Consider the following 21,330-nt stretch of genomic DNA (forward strand, 5'->3'; position numbering starts at 1 on the left):
GCCGCCACTGTCGCTCCTGCGGCCTTCCCGACTTCCGTGCTCCGCACACCTGTTGATCAGGTCGTCAGCGTATCGGCAGCCGCTGACATGCGTCGGCGGACGCCCGAAGACGCCCGCCGACCCGGAGGGAACCGCCGCGCACAAGCCACGCGCGCGTGCGCCCGGTCGCAACTGCGCGGCGCCGCACGCCCCTTGCGCGCCTGTTAGGAAGCCTCCTGCTCCTGCTTCCGCACCCGCTCGGCGACTTGAGGGGGCATCGGCTCGTGCCGTGCGTAGCGCCGGCTGAACCGCGCGGTCCCGTGCGACAGGGAGCGCAGATCGACGGCGTACCGCCCGATCTCGATCTCGGGCACCTCGGCGCGTACGAGGGTGCGCCCGCCGGCCGTCTGCTCGGTGCCCAGCACCCGGCCGCGCCGCCCGGACAGGTCGCTCATCACGGCGCCCACGTAGTCGTCGCCGACCAGCACGCTCACCTCGGCCACCGGCTCCAGCAGATGGATCTTCGCGTCGGCCGCGGCCTCCCGCAGCGCGAGCGCGCCCGCCGTCTGGAACGCGGCGTCCGAGGAGTCCACGGAGTGCGCCTTGCCGTCCAGCAGCGTGACCCGGACGTCGACCAGCGGATAGCCCGCCGCGACCCCCTTGGTGGCCTGCGCGCGCACGCCCTTCTCCACCGACGGGATGAACTGCCGTGGCACCGCGCCGCCGACGACCTTGTCGACGAACTCGATGCCCGAGCCGCCGGGCAGCGGTTCCACCTCGATCTCGCAGATGGCGTACTGCCCGTGCCCGCCGGACTGCTTCACATGCCGGCCGCGCCCGCCGGCCTTGGTCGCGAACGTCTCCCGCAGGGAGACCTTGTGCGGTACGACGTCGACCTGGACGCCGTAGCGGCTGCGCAGCCGTTCCAGGGCGACGTCCGCGTGGGCCTCGCCCAGGCACCACAGGACCACCTGGTGGGTGTCCTGGTTCTGTTCCAGCCGCATGGTCGGGTCCTCGGCGACCAGCCGGGCCAGGCCCTGGGAGAGCTTGTCCTCGTCCGGTTTGCTGTGCGCCTGGATGGCGAGCGGCAGCAGCGGGTCGGGCATGTCCCAGGGCTGCATCAGGAGCGGGTCGTCCTTGGCGGAGAGGGTGTCGCCGGTCTCCGCGCGGTTCAGCTTCGCCACGCAGGCGAGGTCACCGGCGACGCAGTGCGACACCGGGCGCTGCTGTTTGCCGAACGGGGTGGACAGGGCGCCGATGCGTTCGTCGACGTCGTGGTCCTCGTGGCCCCGGTCGGCCAGTCCGTGCCCGGAGACGTGGACGGTCTCGTCCGGGCGCAGCGTCCCGGAGAAGACGCGCACGAGCGAGACACGGCCGACGTACGGGTCGGACGAGGTCCGCACGACCTCCGCGACCAGCGGCCCGTCGGGGTCGCAGGGTTTCAGCTCGCGCGGCCTGCCGTCGATGGTCGTGACCTGCGGCTGGTCGTGCTCCAGCGGGGTCGGGAACCCCCCGGTGACCAGCTCCAGCAGCTCCACCGTGCCGAGGCCCTGCCGGGCGCCGTCGGTGGCGGGGGCGGCGGCCAGCACGGGGAAGAACGTCCCGCGCGCGACAGCCCGCTCCAGGTCCTCCACGAGCGTCTTGACGTCGATCTGCTCCCCGCCGAGGTAGCGGTCCATGAGGGTCTCGTCCTCGCTCTCCGAGATGATCCCCTCGATCAGCCGGTTGCGGGCCTCCTCGATCAGCGGCAGCTGGTCCTCGCCCGGCTCGGAGTCCTTGCGCTCGCCGGTCGAGTAGTCGAACAGCTGCTGCGACAGCAGCCCGATCAGTCCGGTCACGGGCGCGTGCCCGTCCGGCGCCTGCGGGCCGTGCAGCGGCAGGTAGAGCGGCAGTACGGCGTCGGGGTCGTCGGCGCCGAAGGCCTCCGCGCAGATCCGCGTCATCTCCTCGAAGTCCGCGCGTGCGGCCTCCAGGTGCGTGACGACGATGGCGCGCGGCATGCCGACGGCCGCGCACTCCTCCCACACCATGCGGGTCGAGCCGTCCACCCCGTCCGAGGCCGAGACGACGAAGAGGGCCGCGTCCGCCGCTCGCAGACCGGCCCGCAGTTCCCCGACGAAGTCGGCGTATCCGGGGGTGTCGAGAAGGTTGACCTTGATGCCGTTCCACTCGACCGGCACCAGGGAGAGCTGCACCGAGCGCTGCTGCCGGTGCTCGATCTCGTCGTAGTCGGAGACGGTGCCGCCGTCCTCCACGCGGCCCGCCCGGTTCACCGCCCCAGCGGTCAGTGCGAGGGCTTCTACCAATGTGGTCTTGCCCGCTCCGGAGTGGCCGACCAGCACCACATTCCGTACGGACGCGGGTTGGTCGGCCGCCACTGCCCTGCCGGCGGCTCCGGGGTGTGCGTTGGCCTTGTCGCCCATGATCCTGCCTCCCGTGCACGGTGAGGTCACTGTGGGCGCGGACACGCGGGACCCGCGTGCTGGGCGGCTCCGGCGACGCCCGCGATTCTTCGAGCTTTCCACTCTCGTCACGGTGCGTCCATACGGAGGACGCGAAGGCGCCAACCGGCGTCGGTTGCGGACCGCCCGAGGCGCCGTGGGTGCCGGGCGGTCGCCCGCACGCGCGCGTGGCTACGATGGGCCAGCCGACGGCCAGCGGGGCCGCGCGGCGCCAGCGACCCTCGGGAAGGCCATGCTGAACAAGTACGCGCGTGCATTCTTCACGCGTGTCCTCACACCGTTCGCCGCGTTTCTCATCCGGCGGGGCGTGAGCCCCGACACGGTCACGCTGATCGGCACCGCCGGCGTGATGGCGGGCGCGCTGGGCTTCTATCCTCGGGGCGAGTTCTTCTGGGGCACGGTTGTCATCGCCCTGTTCGTCTTCTCCGACCTCGTCGACGGCAACATGGCCCGCCAGCTGGGCCGCTCCAGCCGCTGGGGCGCCTTCCTGGACTCCACCCTGGACCGGGTCGCCGACGGCGCCATCTTCGGCGGCTTCGCCCTCTGGTACGCCGGTGGCGGCGACGACCTCGTCCTGTGCGCCGTCTCGATCTTCTGCCTGGCCAGCGGCCAGGTGGTGTCGTACACCAAGGCGCGCGGCGAGTCGATCGGACTGCCGGTCGCCGTGAACGGGCTCGTCGAGCGCGCCGAGCGCCTGGTGATCTCGCTGGTCGCGGCCGGGCTCGCGGGCCTGCACGCGTTCGGCGTACCGGGCATCGACGTGCTGCTGCCGATCGCCCTGTGGCTGGTCGCCGTGGGCAGCCTGATCACGCTGATCCAGCGAGTCGTCACGGTCCGCCGGGAGTCCGCCGAGGCGGAGGCGGCGGAGCGCGAAACCGCCGACAATGCCGACAATGCCTCTCAGGGGAGGGAGACGGCGAAATGAGCGCTCGGGACACGCTGACGGACGCCCTGTACGGCCTCGGCTGGAGCACGGTGAAGAAGCTCCCCGAGCCGGTGGCCGCCCGGCTCGGGAACACCGTGGCCGACCTGGCCTGGAAACAGCGCGGCAAGGGCGTACGGCGGCTGGAGAGCAACTACGCGCGCGTGGTGCCCGACGCCACCCCGGAGCGCCTGGCCGAGCTCTCGCGCGCGGGCATGCGCTCGTACCTGCGCTACTGGATGGAGTCCTTCCGGCTCCCGGCCTGGAGCGCCGAACGCGTCAAGAGCGGCTTCGACCCCAAGGACGTGCACTTCCTGACCGACGGCCTGGCCAGTGGCAAGGGCGTGATACTGGCGCTTCCGCACCTGGCCAACTGGGATCTGGCCGGCGCCTGGGTCACCACCGAGCTGGGCGTTCCCTTCACCACGGTCGCCGAGCGCCTGAAGCCGGAGACGCTGTACGACCGTTTCGTCGCCTACCGCGCGGGCCTCGGCATGGAGGTCCTGCCGCACAACGGCGGCTCCGCCTTCGGCGCCCTGGCCCGGCGGCTGCGCGACGGCGGCCTGGTCTGCCTGGTCGCCGACCGTGACCTGTCCGCCTCCGGCGTCGAGGTGCAGTTCTTCGGCGACACCGCCCGGATGCCGGCCGGCCCGGCCCTGCTGGCCCAGCAGACCGGCGCCCTGCTGCTGCCGGTGACGCTCTGGTACGACGACTCGCCCGTCATGCGAGGCCGCGTGCATCCCCCGATCGAGGTACCCCAGTCAGGTAGCCGGGCCGAGAAGACGTCTGTCATGACGCAGGCGCTGGCAGACGCCTTCGCCTCGGGGATCGCCGACCATCCGGAGGACTGGCACATGCTGCAGCGGTTGTGGCTCAAGGACCTCGACCCGGCCGAGGGCGGCGGCCCGGCGCCCTCGGATCCCGCGAAGGGAACCCCGTGAGGATCGGCATCGTCTGCCCGTACTCCTGGGACGTGCCGGGCGGCGTCCAGTTCCACATCAGGGATCTGGCCGAATATTTCATCCGCCTCGGGCACGAGGTGTCCGTCCTCGCCCCCGCCGACGACGACACCCCGCTCCCGCCGTACGTCGTCTCGGCCGGCCGCGCCGTCCCGGTGCCGTACAACGGCTCGGTGGCCCGGCTGAACTTCGGCTTCCTGTCGGCGGCGCGGGTCCGCCGCTGGCTGCACGACGGCGCGTTCGACGTGATCCACATCCACGAACCGGCGTCCCCGTCCCTGGGCCTGCTGACCTGCTGGGCCGCGCAGGGCCCGATCGTCGCCACCTTCCACACCTCCAACCCCCGCTCGCGCGCGATGATCGCGGCGTACTCGATCCTGCAGGCGGCGCTGGAGAAGATCAGCGCCCGGATCGCGGTCAGCGAGTACGCCCGCCGCACGCTGGTCGAGCACCTCGGCGGGGACGCCGTGGTGATCCCCAACGGCGTCGACGTCGACTTCTTCGCCAAGGCCGAGCCCAACTCCCACTGGCAGGGCGACACGATCGGATTCGTCGGCCGGATCGACGAGCCCCGCAAGGGCCTGCCGGTGCTGATGCGGGCGCTGCCCAGGATCCTCGCCGAGCGGCCGCAGACACGGCTGCTGGTCGCGGGCCGCGGGGACGAGCGGCAGGCCGTGGAGTCGCTGCCCGCCGAGCTGCGCTCCCGGGTGGAGTTCCTCGGCATGGTCAGCGACGAGGACAAGGCCCGCTTCCTGCGCAGCGTCGACCTGTACGTGGCTCCCAACACCGGCGGCGAGAGCTTCGGGATCATCCTGGTCGAGGCGATGTCGGCGGGCGCGCCCGTGCTGGCCTCGGACCTGGACGCCTTCGCCCAGGTCCTCGACCAGGGCGCGGCGGGTGAGCTGTTCGCCAACGAGGACGCGGACGCGCTGGCCGAGGCGGCGCTGCGGCTGCTGGGCGACCCCAAGCGCCGGGAGGAGCTGCGCCAGCGCGGCAGCGCGCACGTCCGCCGGTTCGACTGGTCGACCGTCGGCGCGGACATCCTGTCGGTGTACGAGACGGTGACGGACGGCACCACCGCGGTCGCCGCCGACGACCGTTCCGTCGGACTGTGGGGCCGGTTCGGACTGGCCCGCACTGACTGATCCCAGCAGAGTGACACCCCGGTAGCCTTGCCGCCCGTGACCGCAACCCTCATCTGGATCCTCGTCGTCCTCATCGCCATCGGCGTGTACCTGAGCTGGACGGCGGGCCGACTGGACCGGCTGCACGCCCGGATCGACGCCACCCGTGCCGCCCTGGACGCCCAGCTGCTGCGCCGCGCCTCCGTGGCCCAGGAACTGGCCACCTCCGGAGTTCTCGACCCGGCGGCGTCCATCGTCCTGTACGAGGCGGCGCACGCGGCCCGGCAGGCCGAGGAGGAGCAGCGTGAGGTCGCCGAGAGCGAGCTGAGCCAGGCCCTGCGCGCGGTGTTCGCCGACCCGCAGCAGGTCGAGGCGGTCCGGGAGGCGCCCGGGGGAGAGGCGGCGGCCCGGGAACTGACCGAGGCGGTCCGCCGGGTGCCGATGGCCCGGCGCTTCCACAACGACGCGGTGGGGGCGGCCCGCAGGCTGCGCGAACACCGCAAGGTGCGCTGGTTCCGGCTGGCCGGCCACGCCCCCTTCCCGCTGGCCTTCGAGATGGACGACGAGCCGCCGACGGCGCTGGTGGACCGGGCCGCGTAGCCCGTCGTACGGACAGCGGGGCTGGAAAAACAATCCACCGGCTTCACATTGGCCCTTGCTGTGGCCTGCACACCTCCCGTTTCCTCGGTGTTTGCAGAAACCCTCTTTCCCTTCAGTGAGGTCACCCGTGTCCAGCACGCTCTCCGAGAACCAGGCCCCCGAGACCGGCACCGCCCGCGTGAAGCGCGGCATGGCCGAGCAGCTCAAGGGTGGCGTGATCATGGACGTCGTCACGCCGGAGCAGGCGAAGATCGCCGAGGACGCGGGCGCCGTCGCCGTCATGGCCCTTGAGCGCGTCCCCGCCGACATCCGCAAGGACGGCGGCGTGGCCCGGATGTCCGACCCGGACATGATCGAGGGCATCATCAACGCCGTCTCGATCCCGGTCATGGCCAAGTCCCGCATCGGCCACTTCGTCGAGGCCCAGGTCCTGCAGTCGCTCGGCGTCGACTACATCGACGAGTCCGAGGTCCTCACCCCCGCCGACGAGGTCAACCACTCCGACAAGTGGGCCTTCACCACCCCGTTCGTCTGCGGCGCCACCAACCTCGGCGAGGCCCTGCGCCGGATCGCCGAGGGCGCGGCCATGATCCGCTCCAAGGGCGAGGCCGGCACCGGCAACGTCGTCGAGGCCGTCCGCCACCTGCGCCAGATCAAGAACGAGATCGCCCGCCTGCGCGGCTACGACAACCACGAGCTGTACGCCGCCGCCAAGGAGCTGCGCGCCCCGTACGAGCTGGTCAAGGAGGTCGCCGAGCTCGGCAAGCTCCCGGTCGTGCTGTTCTCCGCCGGTGGCGTGGCCACCCCGGCCGACGCCGCCCTGATGCGTCAGCTCGGCGCCGAGGGCGTCTTCGTCGGCTCCGGCATCTTCAAGTCCGGCGACCCCGCCAAGCGCGCCGCCGCCATCGTGAAGGCCACCACCTTCTACGACGACCCGAAGATCATCGCGGACGCCTCCCGCAACCTCGGCGAGGCCATGGTCGGCATCAACTGCGACACCCTCCCCGAGGCCGAGCGCTACGCCAACCGCGGCTGGTAATCACCCCATGAGCAACGAAGCCCCTGTCATCGGCGTCCTGGCCCTCCAGGGCGACGTACGGGAGCACCTCATCGCCCTGGCCGCGGCCGACGCCGTGGCCAGGCCGGTGCGGCGCCCCGAAGAGCTCGCCGAGGTCGACGGCCTCGTCATCCCCGGCGGCGAGTCCACCACCATCTCCAAGCTGGCCATCCTGTTCGGCGTGATGGAGCCCCTCCGCGCGCGTGTGCGGGACGGTATGCCCGTCTACGGCACCTGCGCGGGCATGATCATGCTGGCCGACAAGATCCTCGACCCGCGCTCGGGCCAGGAGACCGTCGGCGGCATCGACATGATCGTGCGCCGCAACGCCTTCGGGCGTCAGAACGAGTCCTTCGAGGCGGCGGTCGACGTCAAGGGCATCACGGGCGATCCTGTGGAGGGCGTCTTCATCCGCGCCCCCTGGGTCGAGTCCGTCGGCGCCCGGGCCGAGGTGCTCGCCGAGCACGACGGCCATATCGTCGCGGTCCGCCAGGGCACCGCGCTGGCCACGTCGTTCCACCCGGAACTGACCGGCGACCACCGCGTGCACAGCCTGTTCGTGGACATGGTGCGCGCGAACCGGACAGCGGAGTCCTTGTAGGATCTCTGGCGTTCGTTGCAGAGATGGGTTACGCGAAGGAGACAGGCAGATGTCCGGCCACTCTAAATGGGCCACGACGAAGCACAAGAAGGCCGTGATCGATGCCAAGCGCGGCAAGCTCTTCGCGAAGCTGATCAAGAACATCGAGGTCGCGGCCCGCACCGGCGGCGCCGACCCCGACGGCAACCCCACGCTGTACGACGCCATCCAGAAGGCGAAGAAGTCGTCGGTCCCGAACAAGAACATCGACTCCGCGGTCAAGCGTGGCGCCGGCCTGGAGGCCGGTGGCGCCGACTACGAGACGATCATGTACGAGGGCTACGGCCCGAACGGCGTCGCGGTGCTCATCGAGTGCCTCACCGACAACCGCAACCGCGCCGCCTCCGAGGTCCGCGTCGCCATGACCCGCAACGGCGGCTCGATGGCCGACCCGGGCTCCGTGTCGTACCTGTTCAACCGCAAGGGCGTCGTCATCGTCCCCAAGGGCGAGCTGACCGAGGACGAGGTCCTCATGGCCGTCCTCGACGCGGGCGCCGAGGAGGTCAACGACCTCGGTGAGTCCTTCGAGGTGATCAGCGAGGCCACCGACCTGGTCGCGGTCCGCACGGCCCTGCAGGACGCCGGCATCGACTACGACTCCGCCGAGGCCAACTTCGTTCCGTCCGTCCAGGTCGAGCTGGACGAGGAGGGCGCCAAGAAGATCTTCAAGCTGATCGACGCGCTGGAGGACAGCGACGACGTGCAGAACGTCTTCGCCAACTTCGACGTGAGCGACGAGATCATGGAGAAGGTCGGGGCGTAACGCTGCCGCGGGCTCAAACGTGCTCCACGGGCCGACGGGACACCCCGTCGGCCCGTCGCTTTGCCGGGCTTGGTGCGGGGCGTTGTCGGTGGCACCCGATAGCCTGCACAAACGGGCGAGCGAAGGAGGGGCGGGTGCGTGTACTGGGGGTGGACCCGGGACTGACCCGGTGCGGTGTCGGCGTCGTGGAGGGGGTTCCCGGGCGCCCGCTCACCATGCTCGGCGTCGGCGTCGTCCGTACGCCCGTCGACGCGGACCTCGGCCATCGCCTGGTCGCCATCGAGCAGGGCATCGAGCAGTGGCTCGACGAGCACCGGCCCGAATTCGTCGCCGTGGAGCGGGTGTTCAGCCAGCACAACGTGCGCACGGTGATGGGCACCGCCCAGGCCAGCGCCGTCGCCATGCTCTGCGCGGCCCGCCGCGGCATCCCCGTCGCCCTGCACACCCCCAGCGAGGTCAAGGCCGCCGTCACCGGCACCGGACGCGCGGACAAGGCACAGGTCGGCACCATGGTCACCCGGCTGCTACGGCTCGACGCACCGCCGAAACCGGCCGACGCCGCCGATGCCCTCGCCCTCGCCATCTGCCACATCTGGCGCGCCCCCGCCCAGAACCGCCTCCAGCAGGCCGTCGCCCTGCACACCGCACAAGCAACCGCATCGAAAGGCCGTACGGCATGATCGCCTTCGTCAGCGGCACGGTCGCCGCACTCGCTCCCGACGCCGCGGTGGTCGAGGTCGGCGGTGTCGGCATGGCCGTCCAGTGCACGCCCAACACACTGTCGACGCTCCGCGTCGGCAAGCCGGCCAAGCTCGCCACCTCCCTCGTCGTCCGGGAGGACTCCCTCACGCTGTACGGCTTCGCGGACGACGACGAGCGGCAGGTCTTCGAGCTGCTCCAGACCGCGAGCGGCGTCGGCCCCCGGCTCGCCCAGGCCATGCTCGCCGTGCACACCCCGGACGCCCTGCGCCGCGCCGTCGCCACCGGCGACGAGAAGGCGCTCACGGCCGTCCCCGGCATCGGCAAGAAGGGGGCGCAGAAGCTGCTGCTGGAGCTGAAGGACCGTCTGGGTGAGCCGATCGGCGCCCCCGCGGTCGGCGCGCCGGTCAGCACCGGCTGGCGCGACCAGCTGCACGCCGCCCTGATCGGCCTCGGGTACGCGACCCGCGAGGCCGACGAGGCGGTCGCCGCGGTCGCTCCCCGGGCCGAGGCCGCCGACGGCACGCCCCAGGTGGGCCAGTTGCTGAAGGCGGCGTTGCAGACTCTGAACAGAGCGCGCTGAAACAGGCGGGCCCCGCCGTCTGAAGCGGCCTGCAACCGCTGAGACGGTCTGCAACCGCGGAAACAGCCCGCACCGCGGAAACGGCCCGCACCGCTGAGACCGCCGGCAACGGCGGAAACGGCCCCCAACCGCAAAAACGGCCTGAATCAGCCCCCGTACCTCCCATCCGACCGCAACCCCCGAGGCACACTCCATGAACTGGGACGACTCGACCGACACCCCCGCCGCCGAGCGGCTCGTCGGCGCGTCCGCCGACCGTGAGGACCAGGCCGTCGAGGCCGCGCTGCGGCCCAAGGACCTGGGCGAGTTCATCGGCCAGGAGAAGGTCCGCGAGCAGCTCGACCTCGTGCTGCGCGCCGCACGCGCGCGGGGCGCCACCGCCGACCATGTGCTGCTCTCCGGCGCCCCGGGCCTCGGCAAGACCACCCTCTCCATGATCATCGCGGCCGAGATGGGCGCCCCGATCCGCATCACGTCCGGCCCCGCCATCCAGCACGCCGGCGACCTCGCCGCGATCCTCTCCTCCCTCCAGGAGGGCGAGGTCCTCTTCCTCGACGAGATCCACCGCATGTCCCGGCCCGCCGAGGAGATGCTGTACATGGCGATGGAGGACTTCCGCGTCGACGTCATCGTCGGCAAGGGCCCCGGCGCCACCGCCATCCCCCTGGAGCTGCCCCCGTTCACCCTCGTCGGGGCCACCACGCGCGCGGGTCTGCTGCCGCCCCCGCTGCGCGACCGCTTCGGCTTCACCGCGCACATGGAGTTCTACGAGCCCGCCGAGCTGGAGCGCGTCATCCACCGCTCGGCGAACCTGCTCGACGTCGAGATCGACACCGACGGAGCCGCCGAGATCGCCGGCCGTTCCCGGGGCACGCCCCGGATCTCCAACCGGCTGCTGCGCCGCGTCCGGGACTACGCGCAGGTCAAGGCCGACGGAATCATCACGCGCGAGATCGCCGCGGCGGCCTTGCAGGTCTACGAGGTCGACGCCCGTGGCCTGGACCGCCTCGACCGCGGCGTGCTCGAAGCGCTGCTGAAGCTGTTCGGCGGCGGACCGGTCGGCCTGTCCACGCTCGCAGTGGCGGTGGGGGAGGAGCGCGAGACCGTCGAAGAGGTCGCCGAACCGTTCCTCGTACGGGAGGGCCTGCTCGCCCGCACCCCGCGCGGCCGGGTCGCCACGCCCGCCGCCTGGGCGCATCTCGGCCTGACCCCGCCCCGCTCGGGCGCCGCGGGAAACGGACAACAGGACTTGTTCGGGGCGTGACGGCAGGCATGACGGCGAGGGATTGGCCGGACCAGGAACCCGGGTGCCATGCTGAGCGTTGTTCCATGCGCGCGGACTCGCTTAGACTCCGCCGATGCCGCCATCCTCGGCGGCTGACATACCCCCAGCCAATAGGCCGCCCACCTGCGCGGTCGTGCGAAGGAAAATCGTCCCGTGAATAGCCTCGTGACCCTCCTCCCGTTCATTGTGCTCATCGGGGCCATGATCCTGATGACCCGCTCGGCCAAGAAGAAGCAGCAGGCCGCCGTCGACATGCGGAACCAGATGCAGCCCGGTTCCGGAGTCCGCACCATCGGGGGCATGTACGCAACGGTCAAGGAGGTCAACGAGGACACGGTCCTCCTCGACGCCGGCCCGGGCGTCGAGCTCCTGTTCGCCAAGAACTCCATCGGTGCGGTGCTCTCCGACGACGAGTACAACCGCATCGTGCACGGCATCGAGCACGACCTGAAGGCCGACGCGGACACCGTCCCGGACGACGCCTCCTCCCTCACTGAGACCGACAAGCCGGTCGACGCCGCCCCCTCCGACGAGAAGTCCGTCGACCTCGGCAAGAAGGACGCGGACGAGGAGCCCGCCGCGGCCGAGGCGAAGCAGGGCGAGGAGCCGAAGAAGACCGACGGCGACGCCGACGCGAAGTAGTCATGTACCGGTGTGCGCGGGCCGGGCTCGCGTGCCCGGGACAGGCGCATCCCGCACGGGATCCCGACACCATGTCATGGCCGCCCGCCGCTGACCCGGAGTGAGGCGGCCCGAGAGGGAGTACGAGAAGGTGGCAGCACCTAAAAAGGGCCGGAGCGCGAGCGCTCAGAGCAAGCCATGGCGCTCGCTGGTCCTGATCCTGATCGCCATCGTGGCGCTCACCGGGGGAATGTTCGCCTCCGGACACACCACTCCGCGTCTCGGCATCGACCTCGCCGGTGGTACGAGCATCACGCTCGGGGCTGTTCCCGAGGACGGCAACGAGGCCGCGATCAACCCGACCAACATGAAGACCGCGGTCGACATCATGGAGCGCCGCGTCAACGGTCTGGGTGTCTCGGAGGCCGAGGTCCAGACGCAGGGCGATCGCAACATCATCGTCAACATTCCCAAGGGCACCAACTCACAGCAGGCCCGGGAACAGGTCGGCACCACCGCCAAGCTCTACTTCCGCCCGGTCCTGGCCACCGAGCCCTCCGGCGGCAGCGCCACGCCGAGCCCCACGCCCAGCGAGTCCTCCAGCGCCCCCTCCGGTGACAAGGACAAGGCCACCGGCTCGTCGAGCCCCTCCCCTTCGGACTCCGCGAGCCAGAGCGCGACCCCCTCGGCCACCGCCACCACCCAGGGCCGTGCCGTCACCGACGCCCTGAAGGACGACCCCACCCCCTCGGCGACCGGCTCCGGCTCTCCCAGCCCCTCCGCGTCCGCCACCGGTGGCGCCACCGGCGACGACGACAGCAAGCTCCAGGCGGAGTACGCGGCGCTGGACTGCAGCAAGCAGGACGTCCGCGCCACCACCGGTGAGGGCGCCAAGCCGACCGAGTCCACCCTTGGCTGCGGCGAGATCGACGGCGTCTGGTACAAGTACCTGCTCGGCCCGGCCGCCGTCGACGGCACCGACGTCGACGACGCCCAGGCCGTCTACGACACCCAGAGCGGCGCCGGCTGGAAGGTCCAGATGGACTTCACCGACGCCGGTGGCAAGAAGTTCGCCGACATCACCGGCAAGCTCGCGCAGAACCCGTCCCCGCAGAACCAGTTCGGCATCGTCCTCGACGGCGAGGTCGTCTCCAGCCCGTACGTCAACCAGTCGATCACCGGCGGCAACGCCGAGATCTCCGGCAGCTTCACGCAGGAGCAGGCCCAGGGCCTCGCCAACATGCTGTCGTACGGCGCTCTGCCGCTGACCTTCCGCGAGGAGAGCGTCACCACGGTGACCGCGGCGCTCGGCGGTGACCAGCTGGAGGCCGGTCTGATCGCGGGCGCCATCGGTCTCGCGCTGGTCGTGCTCTACCTGCTGGTCTACTACCGCGGCCTGTCGTTCATCGCGATCCTGTCGCTGCTGGTCTCCGCGGCCCTCACGTACACGATCATGTCGCTGCTCGGCCCGGCCATCGGCTTCGCGCTGAACCTGCCGGCCGTCTGCGGCGCCATCGTCGCCATCGGCATCACCGCGGACTCGTTCATCGTGTACTTCGAACGCGTCCGCGACGAGATCCGCGAGGGCCGCTCGCTGCGCCCCGCCGTCGAGCGGGCCTGGCCGCGCGCCCGGCGCACCATCCTGGTCTCCGACTTCGTGTCGTTCCTCGCCGCCGCGGTGCTCTTCATCGTCACCGTCGGCAAGGTCCAGGGCTTCGCCTTCACGCTCGGCCTGACCACCCTGCTCGACGTGGTCGTGGTGTTCCTCTTCACCAAGCCGCTGCTGACCCTGATGTCCCGCCGCACCTTCTTCGCGAGCGGCCACAAGTGGTCCGGCCTCGACCCGAAGAGCCTGGGTGCCAAGCCGCCGCTGCGCCGCACCCGCCGTCCCGTCGCCCCCGTCGAAACGAAGGAGGCGTGAGATGTCGAAGCTCGGCAACCTCGGCGCCCGACTGCATCGTGGCGAGATCGGCTACGACTTCATCAAGAACCGCAAGATCTGGTACGGCATCTCCATCCTGATCACCATCACGGCGATCGTCGGCCTGGCGGTGCGCGGCCTGAACATGGGCATCGAGTTCCAGGGCGGTGCCGTCTTCACCACGCCGAAGACGTCCGTCTCGGTCTCCCAGGCCGAGGAGTACGCGGAGGAGGCCTCCGGCCACGACGCGATCGTCCAGCAGCTCGGCAACGGCAGCCTCCGCATCCAGATCGCGGGCATCGACACGGGCCAGGCGGACCGGATCAACCAGGCGCTCGCCGAGGACATGAAGGTCGACGCCGAGAAGATCAACGCCGAACTGGTCGGCCCCAGCTGGGGCGAGCAGATCGCCAACAAGGCCTGGCAGGGCCTCGGGATCTTCCTGGTCCTCGTCGTGATCTATCTGGCGATCGCGTTCGAGTGGCGCAAGGCGGTCGCCGCGTTCGTCGCACTGATCCACGACATCACCATCACGGTCGGCATCTACGCCCTCGTGGGCTTCGAGGTCACACCGGGCACGGTGATCGGTCTGCTGACGATCCTCGGTTACTCGCTCTACGACACGGTCGTGGTCTTCGACAGCCTCAAGGAACAGACGAAGGACATCACCAAGCAGACCCGCTGGACCTACAGCGACATCGCCAACCGCTCCATCAACAGCACCCTGGTCCGCTCGGTCAACACCACGGTCGTCGCACTGCTGCCGGTGGCGGGCCTGCTGTTCATCGGTGGCGGTGTGCTCGGCGCCGGCATGCTCAACGACATCTCGCTGTCGCTGTTCGTCGGCCTCGCGGCCGGTGCGTACTCCTCGATCTTCATCGCCACGCCGCTCGTCGCCGACCTCAAGGAGCGCGAGCCGCAGTTGAAGGCGCTGCGGAAGCGGGTCCTCGCCAAGCGGGCGCAGAGTGCCGACCTGGGCGAGACGGTGGCCGTCGACGGCGTCGGCGATCCGCTCGCCGACGGTCCGGAGGACGCCACCCCCGCGGTCGTCGGCCCGCGCAACCAGCCCGCGTCCCGCACGCGCGGGCGTGGCCGGCCCTCGGGGAAGCGCCGATGACCGGGCTCACCGACATCAGGGCGCTGTTGCTCAGCCGCATCCGTGACGTGGCCGACTATCCGGAGCCGGGCGTGATGTTCAAGGACATCACCCCGCTCCTGGCGGACCCGTCGGCGTTCACCGCGCTGACGGACGCGCTGGCCGGGATCGTGGAGCGCACCGGCGCCACGAAGGTCGTCGGCCTGGAGGCCCGCGGCTTCATCCTCGGCGCCCCGGTCGCCGTGCGGGCCGGCGTCGGATTCATCCCCGTACGCAAGGCGGGCAAGCTCCCCGGCGCCACCCTGAGCCAGGCATACGACCTGGAGTACGGCTCGGCGGAGATCGAGGTGCACGCCGAGGACCTCACCGGGGTCGACCGCGTCCTGGTCGTCGACGACGTCCTCGCCACCGGCGGCACGGCGGAGGCCTCCCTGGAGCTCATCCGCCGGGCAGGCGCCGAGGTCGCGGGCGTGGCCGTCCTGATGGAACTCGCCTTCCTGAACGGCCGTACCCGCCTGGAACCGGCTCTCGCCGGAGCCCCGCTGGAGGCCCTGCTCACGGTCTGACGGACAGCACCCTGCCTGTGAAGGCGCCCCTCACCATCCGAGGGGCGCCTTCGCTGCTGTGTGGGGGCACGCTCACCGGGGGCGCTCACCGGGGGCGCGCAGGCCGCGTGTAAGGCGCAGGAAAGGCGTGCGCAAGGCGCGCGCAAGGCGTATGTCACCGTTGAGATGGGGTGGAGGAATCCAAAACCCGTCTCAGGCGTTGCTCGGGTAGACGGCCCTCACATCGGCCTGAAGGCGATCCTGGAGCTCAGGATCGCTACCATGGGGTCTCCGGAGCCTGACCGGGGGACCCGGATCGCGCACGAGGAGCCCTCTTGCCAGACGAGGCCCAGCACCTGACCGCCGCCAAGCCCGAGCGCGCCTCGGACCCCGCGGCCCAGCCCGCGCAGCATGCGAAGAACGACACGCGCGGGTCGGTCGAGCACGCCCAGTCCGCGCCCGTCGCGAAGGCCGCCGAGCAGCCGCGCCCCAAGCCCTCCCCGACTCCCGACTCCGCACGAGCGGGGGGACGCCCCTCTCCCGAGCGCCCCGCGCCCACACCCTCGATCCGTCCCGCCGCGACGCCCCAGACGCCCCGCTCCGGCTCCTCCAACCGCGTCCGCGCCCGCCTCGCCCGCCTCGGCGTCCAGCGCGCCAACCCGTACAACCCGGTCCTGGAGCCCCTGCTGCGGATAGTCCGCAGCAACGACCCCAAGATCGAGACATCGACGCTGCGCCAGATCGAGAAGGCCTACCAGGTCGCCGAGCGCTGGCACCGCGGCCAGAAGCGCAAGAGCGGCGACCCGTACATCACGCACCCCCTCGCGGTGACGACGATCCTCGCCGAGCTGGGCATGGATCCGGCCACCCTCATGGCGGGCCTGCTGCACGACACCGTCGAGGACACCGAGTACGGCCTGGAGGACCTGCGCCGCGACTTCGGCGACGTGGTCGCCCTGCTCGTCGACGGCGTCACCAAGCTGGACAAGGTCAAGTTCGGCGAGGCCGCGCAGGCCGAGACCGTGCGCAAGATGGTCGTCGCCATGGCCAAGGACCCCCGCGTCCTGGTCATCAAGCTCGCCGACCGCCTGCACAACATGCGCACCATGCGCTACCTCAAGCGCGAGAAGCAGGAGAAGAAGGCGCGCGAGACCCTGGAGATCTACGCGCCGCTCGCCCACCGCCTCGGAATGAACACCATCAAGTGGGAACTGGAGGACCTCGCCTTCGCGATCCTCTACCCCAAGATGTACGACGAGATCGTACGGCTGGTGGCCGAGCGGGCACCGAAGCGTGACGAGTATCTGGCCATAGTGACCGACGAGGTCCAGCAGGACCTGCGCGCCGCCCGCATCAAGGCGACGGTCACCGGCCGCCCGAAGCACTACTACAGCGTCTACCAGAAGATGATCGTCCGCGGCCGTGACTTCGCGGAGATCTACGACCTGGTGGGCATTCGGGTCCTTGTCGACACCGTACGCGACTGTTACGCCGCCCTCGGCACCGTGCACGCGCGATGGAATCCGGTCCCCGGCCGGTTCAAGGACTACATCGCGATGCCCAAGTTCAACATGTACCAGTCGCTGCACACGACGGTGATCGGCCCCAACGGCAAGCCGGTCGAACTCCAGATCCGTACGTTCGACATGCACCGCCGCGCCGAGTACGGCATCGCCGCGCACTGGAAGTACAAGCAGGAGGCCGTCGCCGGCGCATCCAAGGTGCGCACCGATGTGCCCAGGGCGTCGGGCAAGGACAAGGACGCCATCAACGACATGGCGTGGCTGCGGCAGCTCCTCGACTGGCAGAAGGAGACCGAGGACCCCAGCGAGTTCCTGGAGTCGCTGCGCTTCGACCTGTCCCGCAACGAGGTCTTCGTCTTCACCCCCAAGGGCGACGTCATAGCGCTCCCCGCGGGTGCCACCCCCGTGGACTTCGCGTACGCCGTCCACACCGAGGTCGGTCACCGCACCATAGGGGCGCGGGTCAACGGCCGTCTCGTACCGCTCGAATCCACCCTGGACAACGGCGACCTGGTGGAGGTCTTCACCTCCAAGGCGGCCGGCGCGGGCCCGTCCCGCGACTGGCTCGGCTTCGTGAAGTCGCCGCGCGCCCGCAACAAGATCCGGGCGTGGTTCTCCAAGGAGCGCCGCGACGAGGCGATCGAGCAGGGCAAGGACGCCATCGTCCGCGCGATGCGCAAGCAGAACCTGCCGATCCAGCGCATCCTCACCGGCGACTCCCTGGTCACCCTCGCGCACGAGATGCGCTACCCGGACATCTCCGCGCTGTACGCGGCGATCGGCGAGGGCCATGTCTCCGCGCAGAACGTCGTGCAGAAGCTCGTCCAGGCCTTCGGCGGCGAGGAGGCGGCCACCGAGGAGATCGACGAGAGCGTGCCGCCCACACGCGGGCGCGGCCGCAAACGCCGTACCAGCGCCGACCCCGGCGTGGTCGTCAAGGGCGTGGATGACGTGTGGGTCAAGCTGGCCCGCTGCTGTACGCCCGTCCCCGGTGACCCGATCATCGGTTTCGTTACGCGCGGTAGCGGTGTATCGGTTCACCGCAGCGACTGTGTGAACGTGGAGTCACTGTCCCGTGAGCCCGAGCGCATCCTCGACGTCGAGTGGGCGCCCACCCAGTCGTCGGTCTTCCTGGTCGCCATCCAGGTCGAGGCCCTGGACCGTTCCCGGCTGCTGTCGGACGTCACGCGCGTGCTGTCCGACCAGCACGTCAACATCCTGTCCGCGGCCGTCCAGACCTCCCGCGACCGCGTCGCCACCTCACGCTTCACCTTCGAGATGGGCGACCCGAAGCACCTCGGGCACGTTCTGAAGGCGGTCCGGGGCGTGGAGGGCGTGTACGACGTGTACCGGGTGACGTCGGCGCGCAGTAGGTCGTAGGACCGCATACAAGCACCGCATACAAGCAATAGGTCAGGACCGCATACGACGAGAGAGGGGCCCGTACCTCGCGAGGTACGGGCCCCTCTCTCGCGCGACCTCAGCCGCCGAACTCCTGCAGACCCTTCAGCGCCTGGTCCAGCAGCGCCTGGCGGCCCTCCAGCTCCTTCTCGAGCTTGTCGGCCTTGGCGTTGTTGCCCTGGGCGCGCGCCTGCTCGATCTGCTTCTTGAGCTTGTCGACCGCGGCCTGGAGCTGGCCGGTCAGACCCTCGGCACGCGCGCGTGCCTCCGGGTTCGTCCGGCGCCACTCGGCCTCCTCGGCCTCCTGGATGGCCCGCTCCACGGCGTGCATCCGGCCCTCGACCTTCGGCCGGGCGTCGCGCGGCACATGGCCGATGGCCTCCCAGCGCTCGTTGACCGAGCGGAAGGCGGCCCGTGCGGCCTTCAGGTCGGTGACCGGGAGGATCTTCTCGGCCTCCTCGGCCAGCTCCTCCTTGAGCTTGAGGTTCTCCGCCTGCTCCGCGTCCCGCTCGGCGAAGACCGAGCTGCGGGCGGCGAAGAAGACGTCCTGGGCGCCGCGGAAGCGGTTCCACAGGTCGTCCTCGTGCTCGCGCTGGGCGCGGCCCGCCGCCTTCCACTCCGCCATCAGCTCGCGGTAACGCGCGGCCGTCGGACCCCAGTCCGTCGAGCTCGACAGCTCCTCCGCCTCGGCGACCAGCCGCTCCTTGGTCTTGCGGGCCTCCTCGCGCTGCGCGTCCAGCTGCGCGAAGTGCGCCTTGCGGCGCTTGGAGAACGCCGACCGGGCGTGCGAGAAGCGGTGCCACAGCTCGTCGTCCGACTTGCGGTCCAGCCGCGGCAGCCCCTTCCAGGTGTCCACCAGGGCCCGCAGCCGCTCACCGGCCGCCCGCCACTGGTCGGACTGGGCCAGCTGCTCCGCCTCGGCGACCAGCGCCTCCTTGGCGTGCCGGGCCTCGTCGGTCTGCCGCGCCCGCTGGGCCTTGCGCTCCTCCCGGCGCGCCTCCACGGTCTGGACGAGCTTGTCCAGCCGGGCCCGCAGCGCGTCCAGATCACCGACCGCGTGGTGCGCGTCGACCTGCTCGCGCAGATGGCCGATGGCCGCCATCGCGTCCTTCGCCGACAGGTCGGTGGTCTGCACTCGCTTCTCGAGGAGGCCGATCTCGACAACCAGGCCCTCGTACTTGCGCTCGAAGTAGGCCAACGCTTCCTCGGGGGAGCCGGCCTGCCAGGAACCGACGACCTGCTCGCCGTCGGCCGTACGCACGTACACGGTCCCCGTCTCGTCGACGCGGCCCCACGGGTCGCTGCTCACAGCGCCTCCTCCACATGATGCCTGCATGGGGCTTCAGCACCCCCGGGCATCGTCCACAGTTTCGTCACGGCCAACATAGGCGACCGGCGGGTTGCCTGTCCGCATCCCGCGCGACCGAAATTGTGCAGTTGGGCGGTCAGGATTTCGTGACGGTTGCCTTGTTGATCACGACAGTCGCGTTGGGTGCCCCGTCACCGGCGCCCGTGCTCTCACCCGCGTCGGCGATCTTCTTCAAAACCGCCATACCGGCCTCGGAAACGGTACCGAACGGTGTGTAGCTGGGCGGCAGCTGACTGTCCTGGTAGACGAGGAAGAACTGGCTGCCGCCGGAGCCCGGCTGACCGGTGTTCGCCATCGCGACGGTGCCGGCGGGGTAGATGTTGTCCTTGAGGCTCTTGTCCTTCAGGTTCTCGTCCGGAATCGTGTACCCGGGACCGCCGCTGCCGCTGCCCGTCGGGTCGCCGCACTGGAGCACGTAGATGCCACCGGTGGTCAGCCGGTGGCACTTGGTGTGGTCGAAGTAGCCCTTGCCGGCCAGGAAGTTGAACGAGTTCACCGTGCGCGGCGCCGCCGACGCCTTGAGCGCGATGTCTATGTCACCGCACGTAGTGGCGAGCTTCATCGTGTAGTCGGCCGACTTGTCGATGGTCATCGCCGGCTCCTTCTTCCAGGTCTCCGACTTGACCTTGCCGGCGGCCGGCTTGTCGCACGGGTCCGGTGCCTTGGACGGCGAGGCGCTCTCCGTGACCTCCGCGCCCGCGTTGGCCTTGTCGTCGTCCTTGAGCACGCCGGTCGTGTACAGCGCGAGGCTGCCGATCAGGACCACGCCGAGCGCCGAAGCGATCACGGCGTTGCGCATGCGCGCCTTGCGCCGGGCGTCGGTGCGCCGCTGCTGCTGCCGCAAGAACTTCTCCCGGGCGAGCTGACGCCGCCGCTGTTCCTGGCTGACCACCGGATTTACTCCTCATGCGTCTCGTACGTCGACCGGTACGCGTGCGTTGTGCGGGCCGACCGCCTGCGTGTGCCCCGTACCGTATATGGGTTCGCTGAGGAATCGGCAGCGCCGGTAGGCTCTGGAGCACTGCCGTAGCCTCCCGTATCGACACAACGAAGGACGATCGTGCTCATTGCCGGGTTCCCCGCCGGGGCCTGGGGGACGAACTGCTATCTCGTCGCCCCCGCCGCCGGTGAGGAGTGCGTGATCATCGACCCGGGCCACGAAGCGGCCCCCGGAGTCGAGGAAGCGCTGAAGAAGCATCGGCTCAAGCCCGTCGCCGTCGTCCTCACCCACGGCCACATCGATCACGTGGCCTCGGTCGTCCCGGTCTGCGGAGCGCACGACGTACCGGCCTGGATCCACCCCGAGGACCGGTACATGCTGAGCGACCCGGGGAAGGCGCTCGGCCGTTCCATCGGGATGCCGCTGATGGGCGGGCTGACCGTGGGGGAGCCCGACGACGTCAAGGAGCTGACCGACGGGTCGAAGCTGGAGCTGGCCGGTCTGGAGTTCTCCGTCGCGCACGCACCGGGCCATACCAAGGGGTCGGTGACCTTCCGGATGCCCGAGGCCGCGGACGTCCCGTCCGTGTTCTTCTCCGGGGATCTGCTCTTCGCCGGCTCCATCGGACGCACCGACCTGCCCGGCGGTGACATGGCCGAGATGCTCGACTCGCTGGCCCGCGTGTGCCTGCCGCTCGACGACTCGACCGTGGTGCTGTCCGGCCACGGCCCCCAGACCACCATCGGCCAGGAGCGCGCCACCAACCCGTATCTGCGGCAGGTGGCCGCCGGCCAGGGAGTCCCCGGGACTCCCCGACGAGGAATGTGACGAGAGACCTTCC

At 70.5% G+C, this 21,330-nt stretch carries 19 protein-coding genes; 16 read left to right on the forward strand and 3 right to left on the reverse strand.

Features of this window, described 5'->3' with window-relative positions:
* Nucleotides 1-203: 203 nt before the first annotated feature.
* Nucleotides 204-2,402, reverse strand: coding sequence for an elongation factor G-like protein EF-G2 (locus tag HJD23_RS35205; protein ID WP_171108119.1), 2,199 nt, complete (start codon nucleotides 2,400-2,402; stop codon nucleotides 204-206).
* Nucleotides 2,403-2,673: 271 nt separating this feature from the next.
* Here HJD23_RS35205 and pgsA point away from each other — a divergent pair, with 271 nt between their 5' ends.
* The 15 genes from pgsA to HJD23_RS35280 all read left to right on the forward strand — a co-directional run bounded on the left by pgsA (nucleotide 2,674) and on the right by HJD23_RS35280 (nucleotide 18,159).
* Nucleotides 2,674-3,366 carry a phosphatidylinositol phosphate synthase gene (gene pgsA / locus HJD23_RS35210; protein WP_171108117.1) on the forward strand — a complete coding sequence of 231 codons (693 nt, stop codon included), beginning with the start codon at nucleotides 2,674-2,676 and terminating at the stop codon, nucleotides 3,364-3,366.
* Nucleotides 3,363-4,304 (forward strand): phosphatidylinositol mannoside acyltransferase, encoded by a 942-nt coding sequence (locus tag HJD23_RS35215; protein ID WP_171108115.1) that lies wholly within the window; start codon nucleotides 3,363-3,365, stop codon nucleotides 4,302-4,304. The genes pgsA and HJD23_RS35215 overlap by 4 nt, the downstream gene beginning before the upstream one ends.
* Nucleotides 4,301-5,467 carry a glycosyltransferase family 4 protein gene (locus HJD23_RS35220; protein WP_171108113.1) on the forward strand — a complete coding sequence of 389 codons (1,167 nt, stop codon included), beginning with the start codon at nucleotides 4,301-4,303 and terminating at the stop codon, nucleotides 5,465-5,467. The genes HJD23_RS35215 and HJD23_RS35220 overlap by 4 nt, the downstream gene beginning before the upstream one ends.
* Nucleotides 5,468-5,503: 36 nt before the next feature.
* Nucleotides 5,504-6,046 carry a hypothetical protein gene (locus tag HJD23_RS35225; RefSeq protein ID WP_171108111.1) on the forward strand — a complete coding sequence of 181 codons (543 nt, stop codon included), beginning with the start codon at nucleotides 5,504-5,506 and terminating at the stop codon, nucleotides 6,044-6,046.
* A 127-nt stretch (nucleotides 6,047-6,173) separates the two neighbouring features.
* Nucleotides 6,174-7,085, forward strand: coding sequence for a pyridoxal 5'-phosphate synthase lyase subunit PdxS (gene pdxS, locus HJD23_RS35230; RefSeq protein ID WP_171108110.1), 912 nt, complete (start codon nucleotides 6,174-6,176; stop codon nucleotides 7,083-7,085).
* Between the two features lie 7 nt (nucleotides 7,086-7,092).
* Nucleotides 7,093-7,704, forward strand: a complete 612-nt coding sequence (pdxT, locus tag HJD23_RS35235) for a pyridoxal 5'-phosphate synthase glutaminase subunit PdxT (RefSeq protein WP_171108108.1) — start codon at nucleotides 7,093-7,095, stop codon at nucleotides 7,702-7,704.
* 49 nt (nucleotides 7,705-7,753) lie between these two features.
* The gene (locus HJD23_RS35240) at nucleotides 7,754-8,506 is read left to right on the forward strand and encodes a YebC/PmpR family DNA-binding transcriptional regulator (RefSeq protein ID WP_171108106.1); all 753 of its coding nucleotides are present in this window, start codon (nucleotides 7,754-7,756) and stop codon (nucleotides 8,504-8,506) included.
* Between the two features lie 134 nt (nucleotides 8,507-8,640).
* On the forward strand, nucleotides 8,641-9,186 hold the full coding sequence (gene ruvC, locus HJD23_RS35245) for a crossover junction endodeoxyribonuclease RuvC (protein ID WP_171108104.1): 546 nt from the start codon (nucleotides 8,641-8,643) through the stop codon (nucleotides 9,184-9,186).
* Nucleotides 9,183-9,788, forward strand: coding sequence for a Holliday junction branch migration protein RuvA (gene ruvA / locus HJD23_RS35250; protein ID WP_171108102.1), 606 nt, complete (start codon nucleotides 9,183-9,185; stop codon nucleotides 9,786-9,788). Before ruvC ends, ruvA begins: the two co-directional genes overlap by 4 nt.
* Before the next feature lie 193 nt (nucleotides 9,789-9,981).
* Entirely contained in the window at nucleotides 9,982-11,052 is a 1,071-nt protein-coding gene (ruvB, locus tag HJD23_RS35255; protein WP_171108100.1) for a Holliday junction branch migration DNA helicase RuvB, read from the forward strand.
* A gap of 174 nt (nucleotides 11,053-11,226) precedes the next feature.
* Nucleotides 11,227-11,715: a preprotein translocase subunit YajC gene (gene yajC / locus HJD23_RS35260; RefSeq protein WP_277347785.1), complete on the forward strand. Its 489-nt coding sequence runs from the start codon at nucleotides 11,227-11,229 to the stop codon at nucleotides 11,713-11,715.
* A 130-nt stretch (nucleotides 11,716-11,845) separates the two neighbouring features.
* Nucleotides 11,846-13,615: a protein translocase subunit SecD gene (gene secD, locus HJD23_RS35265; protein WP_171108098.1), complete on the forward strand. Its 1,770-nt coding sequence runs from the start codon at nucleotides 11,846-11,848 to the stop codon at nucleotides 13,613-13,615.
* Between the two features lies 1 nt (nucleotide 13,616).
* Nucleotides 13,617-14,732, forward strand: a complete 1,116-nt coding sequence (gene secF / locus HJD23_RS35270; RefSeq protein ID WP_171108096.1) for a protein translocase subunit SecF — start codon at nucleotides 13,617-13,619, stop codon at nucleotides 14,730-14,732.
* Nucleotides 14,729-15,277, forward strand: a complete 549-nt coding sequence (locus HJD23_RS35275; protein ID WP_171108094.1) for an adenine phosphoribosyltransferase — start codon at nucleotides 14,729-14,731, stop codon at nucleotides 15,275-15,277. The genes secF and HJD23_RS35275 overlap by 4 nt, the downstream gene beginning before the upstream one ends.
* 314 nt (nucleotides 15,278-15,591) lie before the next feature.
* A complete protein-coding gene (locus HJD23_RS35280) occupies nucleotides 15,592-18,159 on the forward strand; it encodes a bifunctional (p)ppGpp synthetase/guanosine-3',5'-bis(diphosphate) 3'-pyrophosphohydrolase (RefSeq protein ID WP_171108092.1) in 2,568 nt (855 codons plus the stop codon).
* A gap of 100 nt (nucleotides 18,160-18,259) precedes the next feature.
* Here HJD23_RS35280 and HJD23_RS35285 read toward each other — a convergent pair whose 3' ends face one another.
* Nucleotides 18,260-19,489, reverse strand: coding sequence for a DUF349 domain-containing protein (locus HJD23_RS35285; protein ID WP_171108090.1), 1,230 nt, complete (start codon nucleotides 19,487-19,489; stop codon nucleotides 18,260-18,262).
* Nucleotides 19,490-19,625: 136 nt separating this feature from the next.
* Nucleotides 19,626-20,441, reverse strand: coding sequence for a peptidylprolyl isomerase (locus HJD23_RS35290; protein WP_171108088.1), 816 nt, complete (start codon nucleotides 20,439-20,441; stop codon nucleotides 19,626-19,628).
* 168 nt (nucleotides 20,442-20,609) lie between these two features.
* Between HJD23_RS35290 and HJD23_RS35295 the strand changes: the two genes are divergently transcribed.
* Nucleotides 20,610-21,317: an MBL fold metallo-hydrolase gene (locus tag HJD23_RS35295; RefSeq protein ID WP_171108086.1), complete on the forward strand. Its 708-nt coding sequence runs from the start codon at nucleotides 20,610-20,612 to the stop codon at nucleotides 21,315-21,317.
* Nucleotides 21,318-21,330: the final 13 nt, after the last annotated feature.

Source organism: Streptomyces sp. Z423-1 (genome assembly GCF_013009255.1).
Lineage (GTDB): Bacteria > Actinomycetota > Actinomycetes > Streptomycetales > Streptomycetaceae > Streptomyces > Streptomyces gossypiisoli.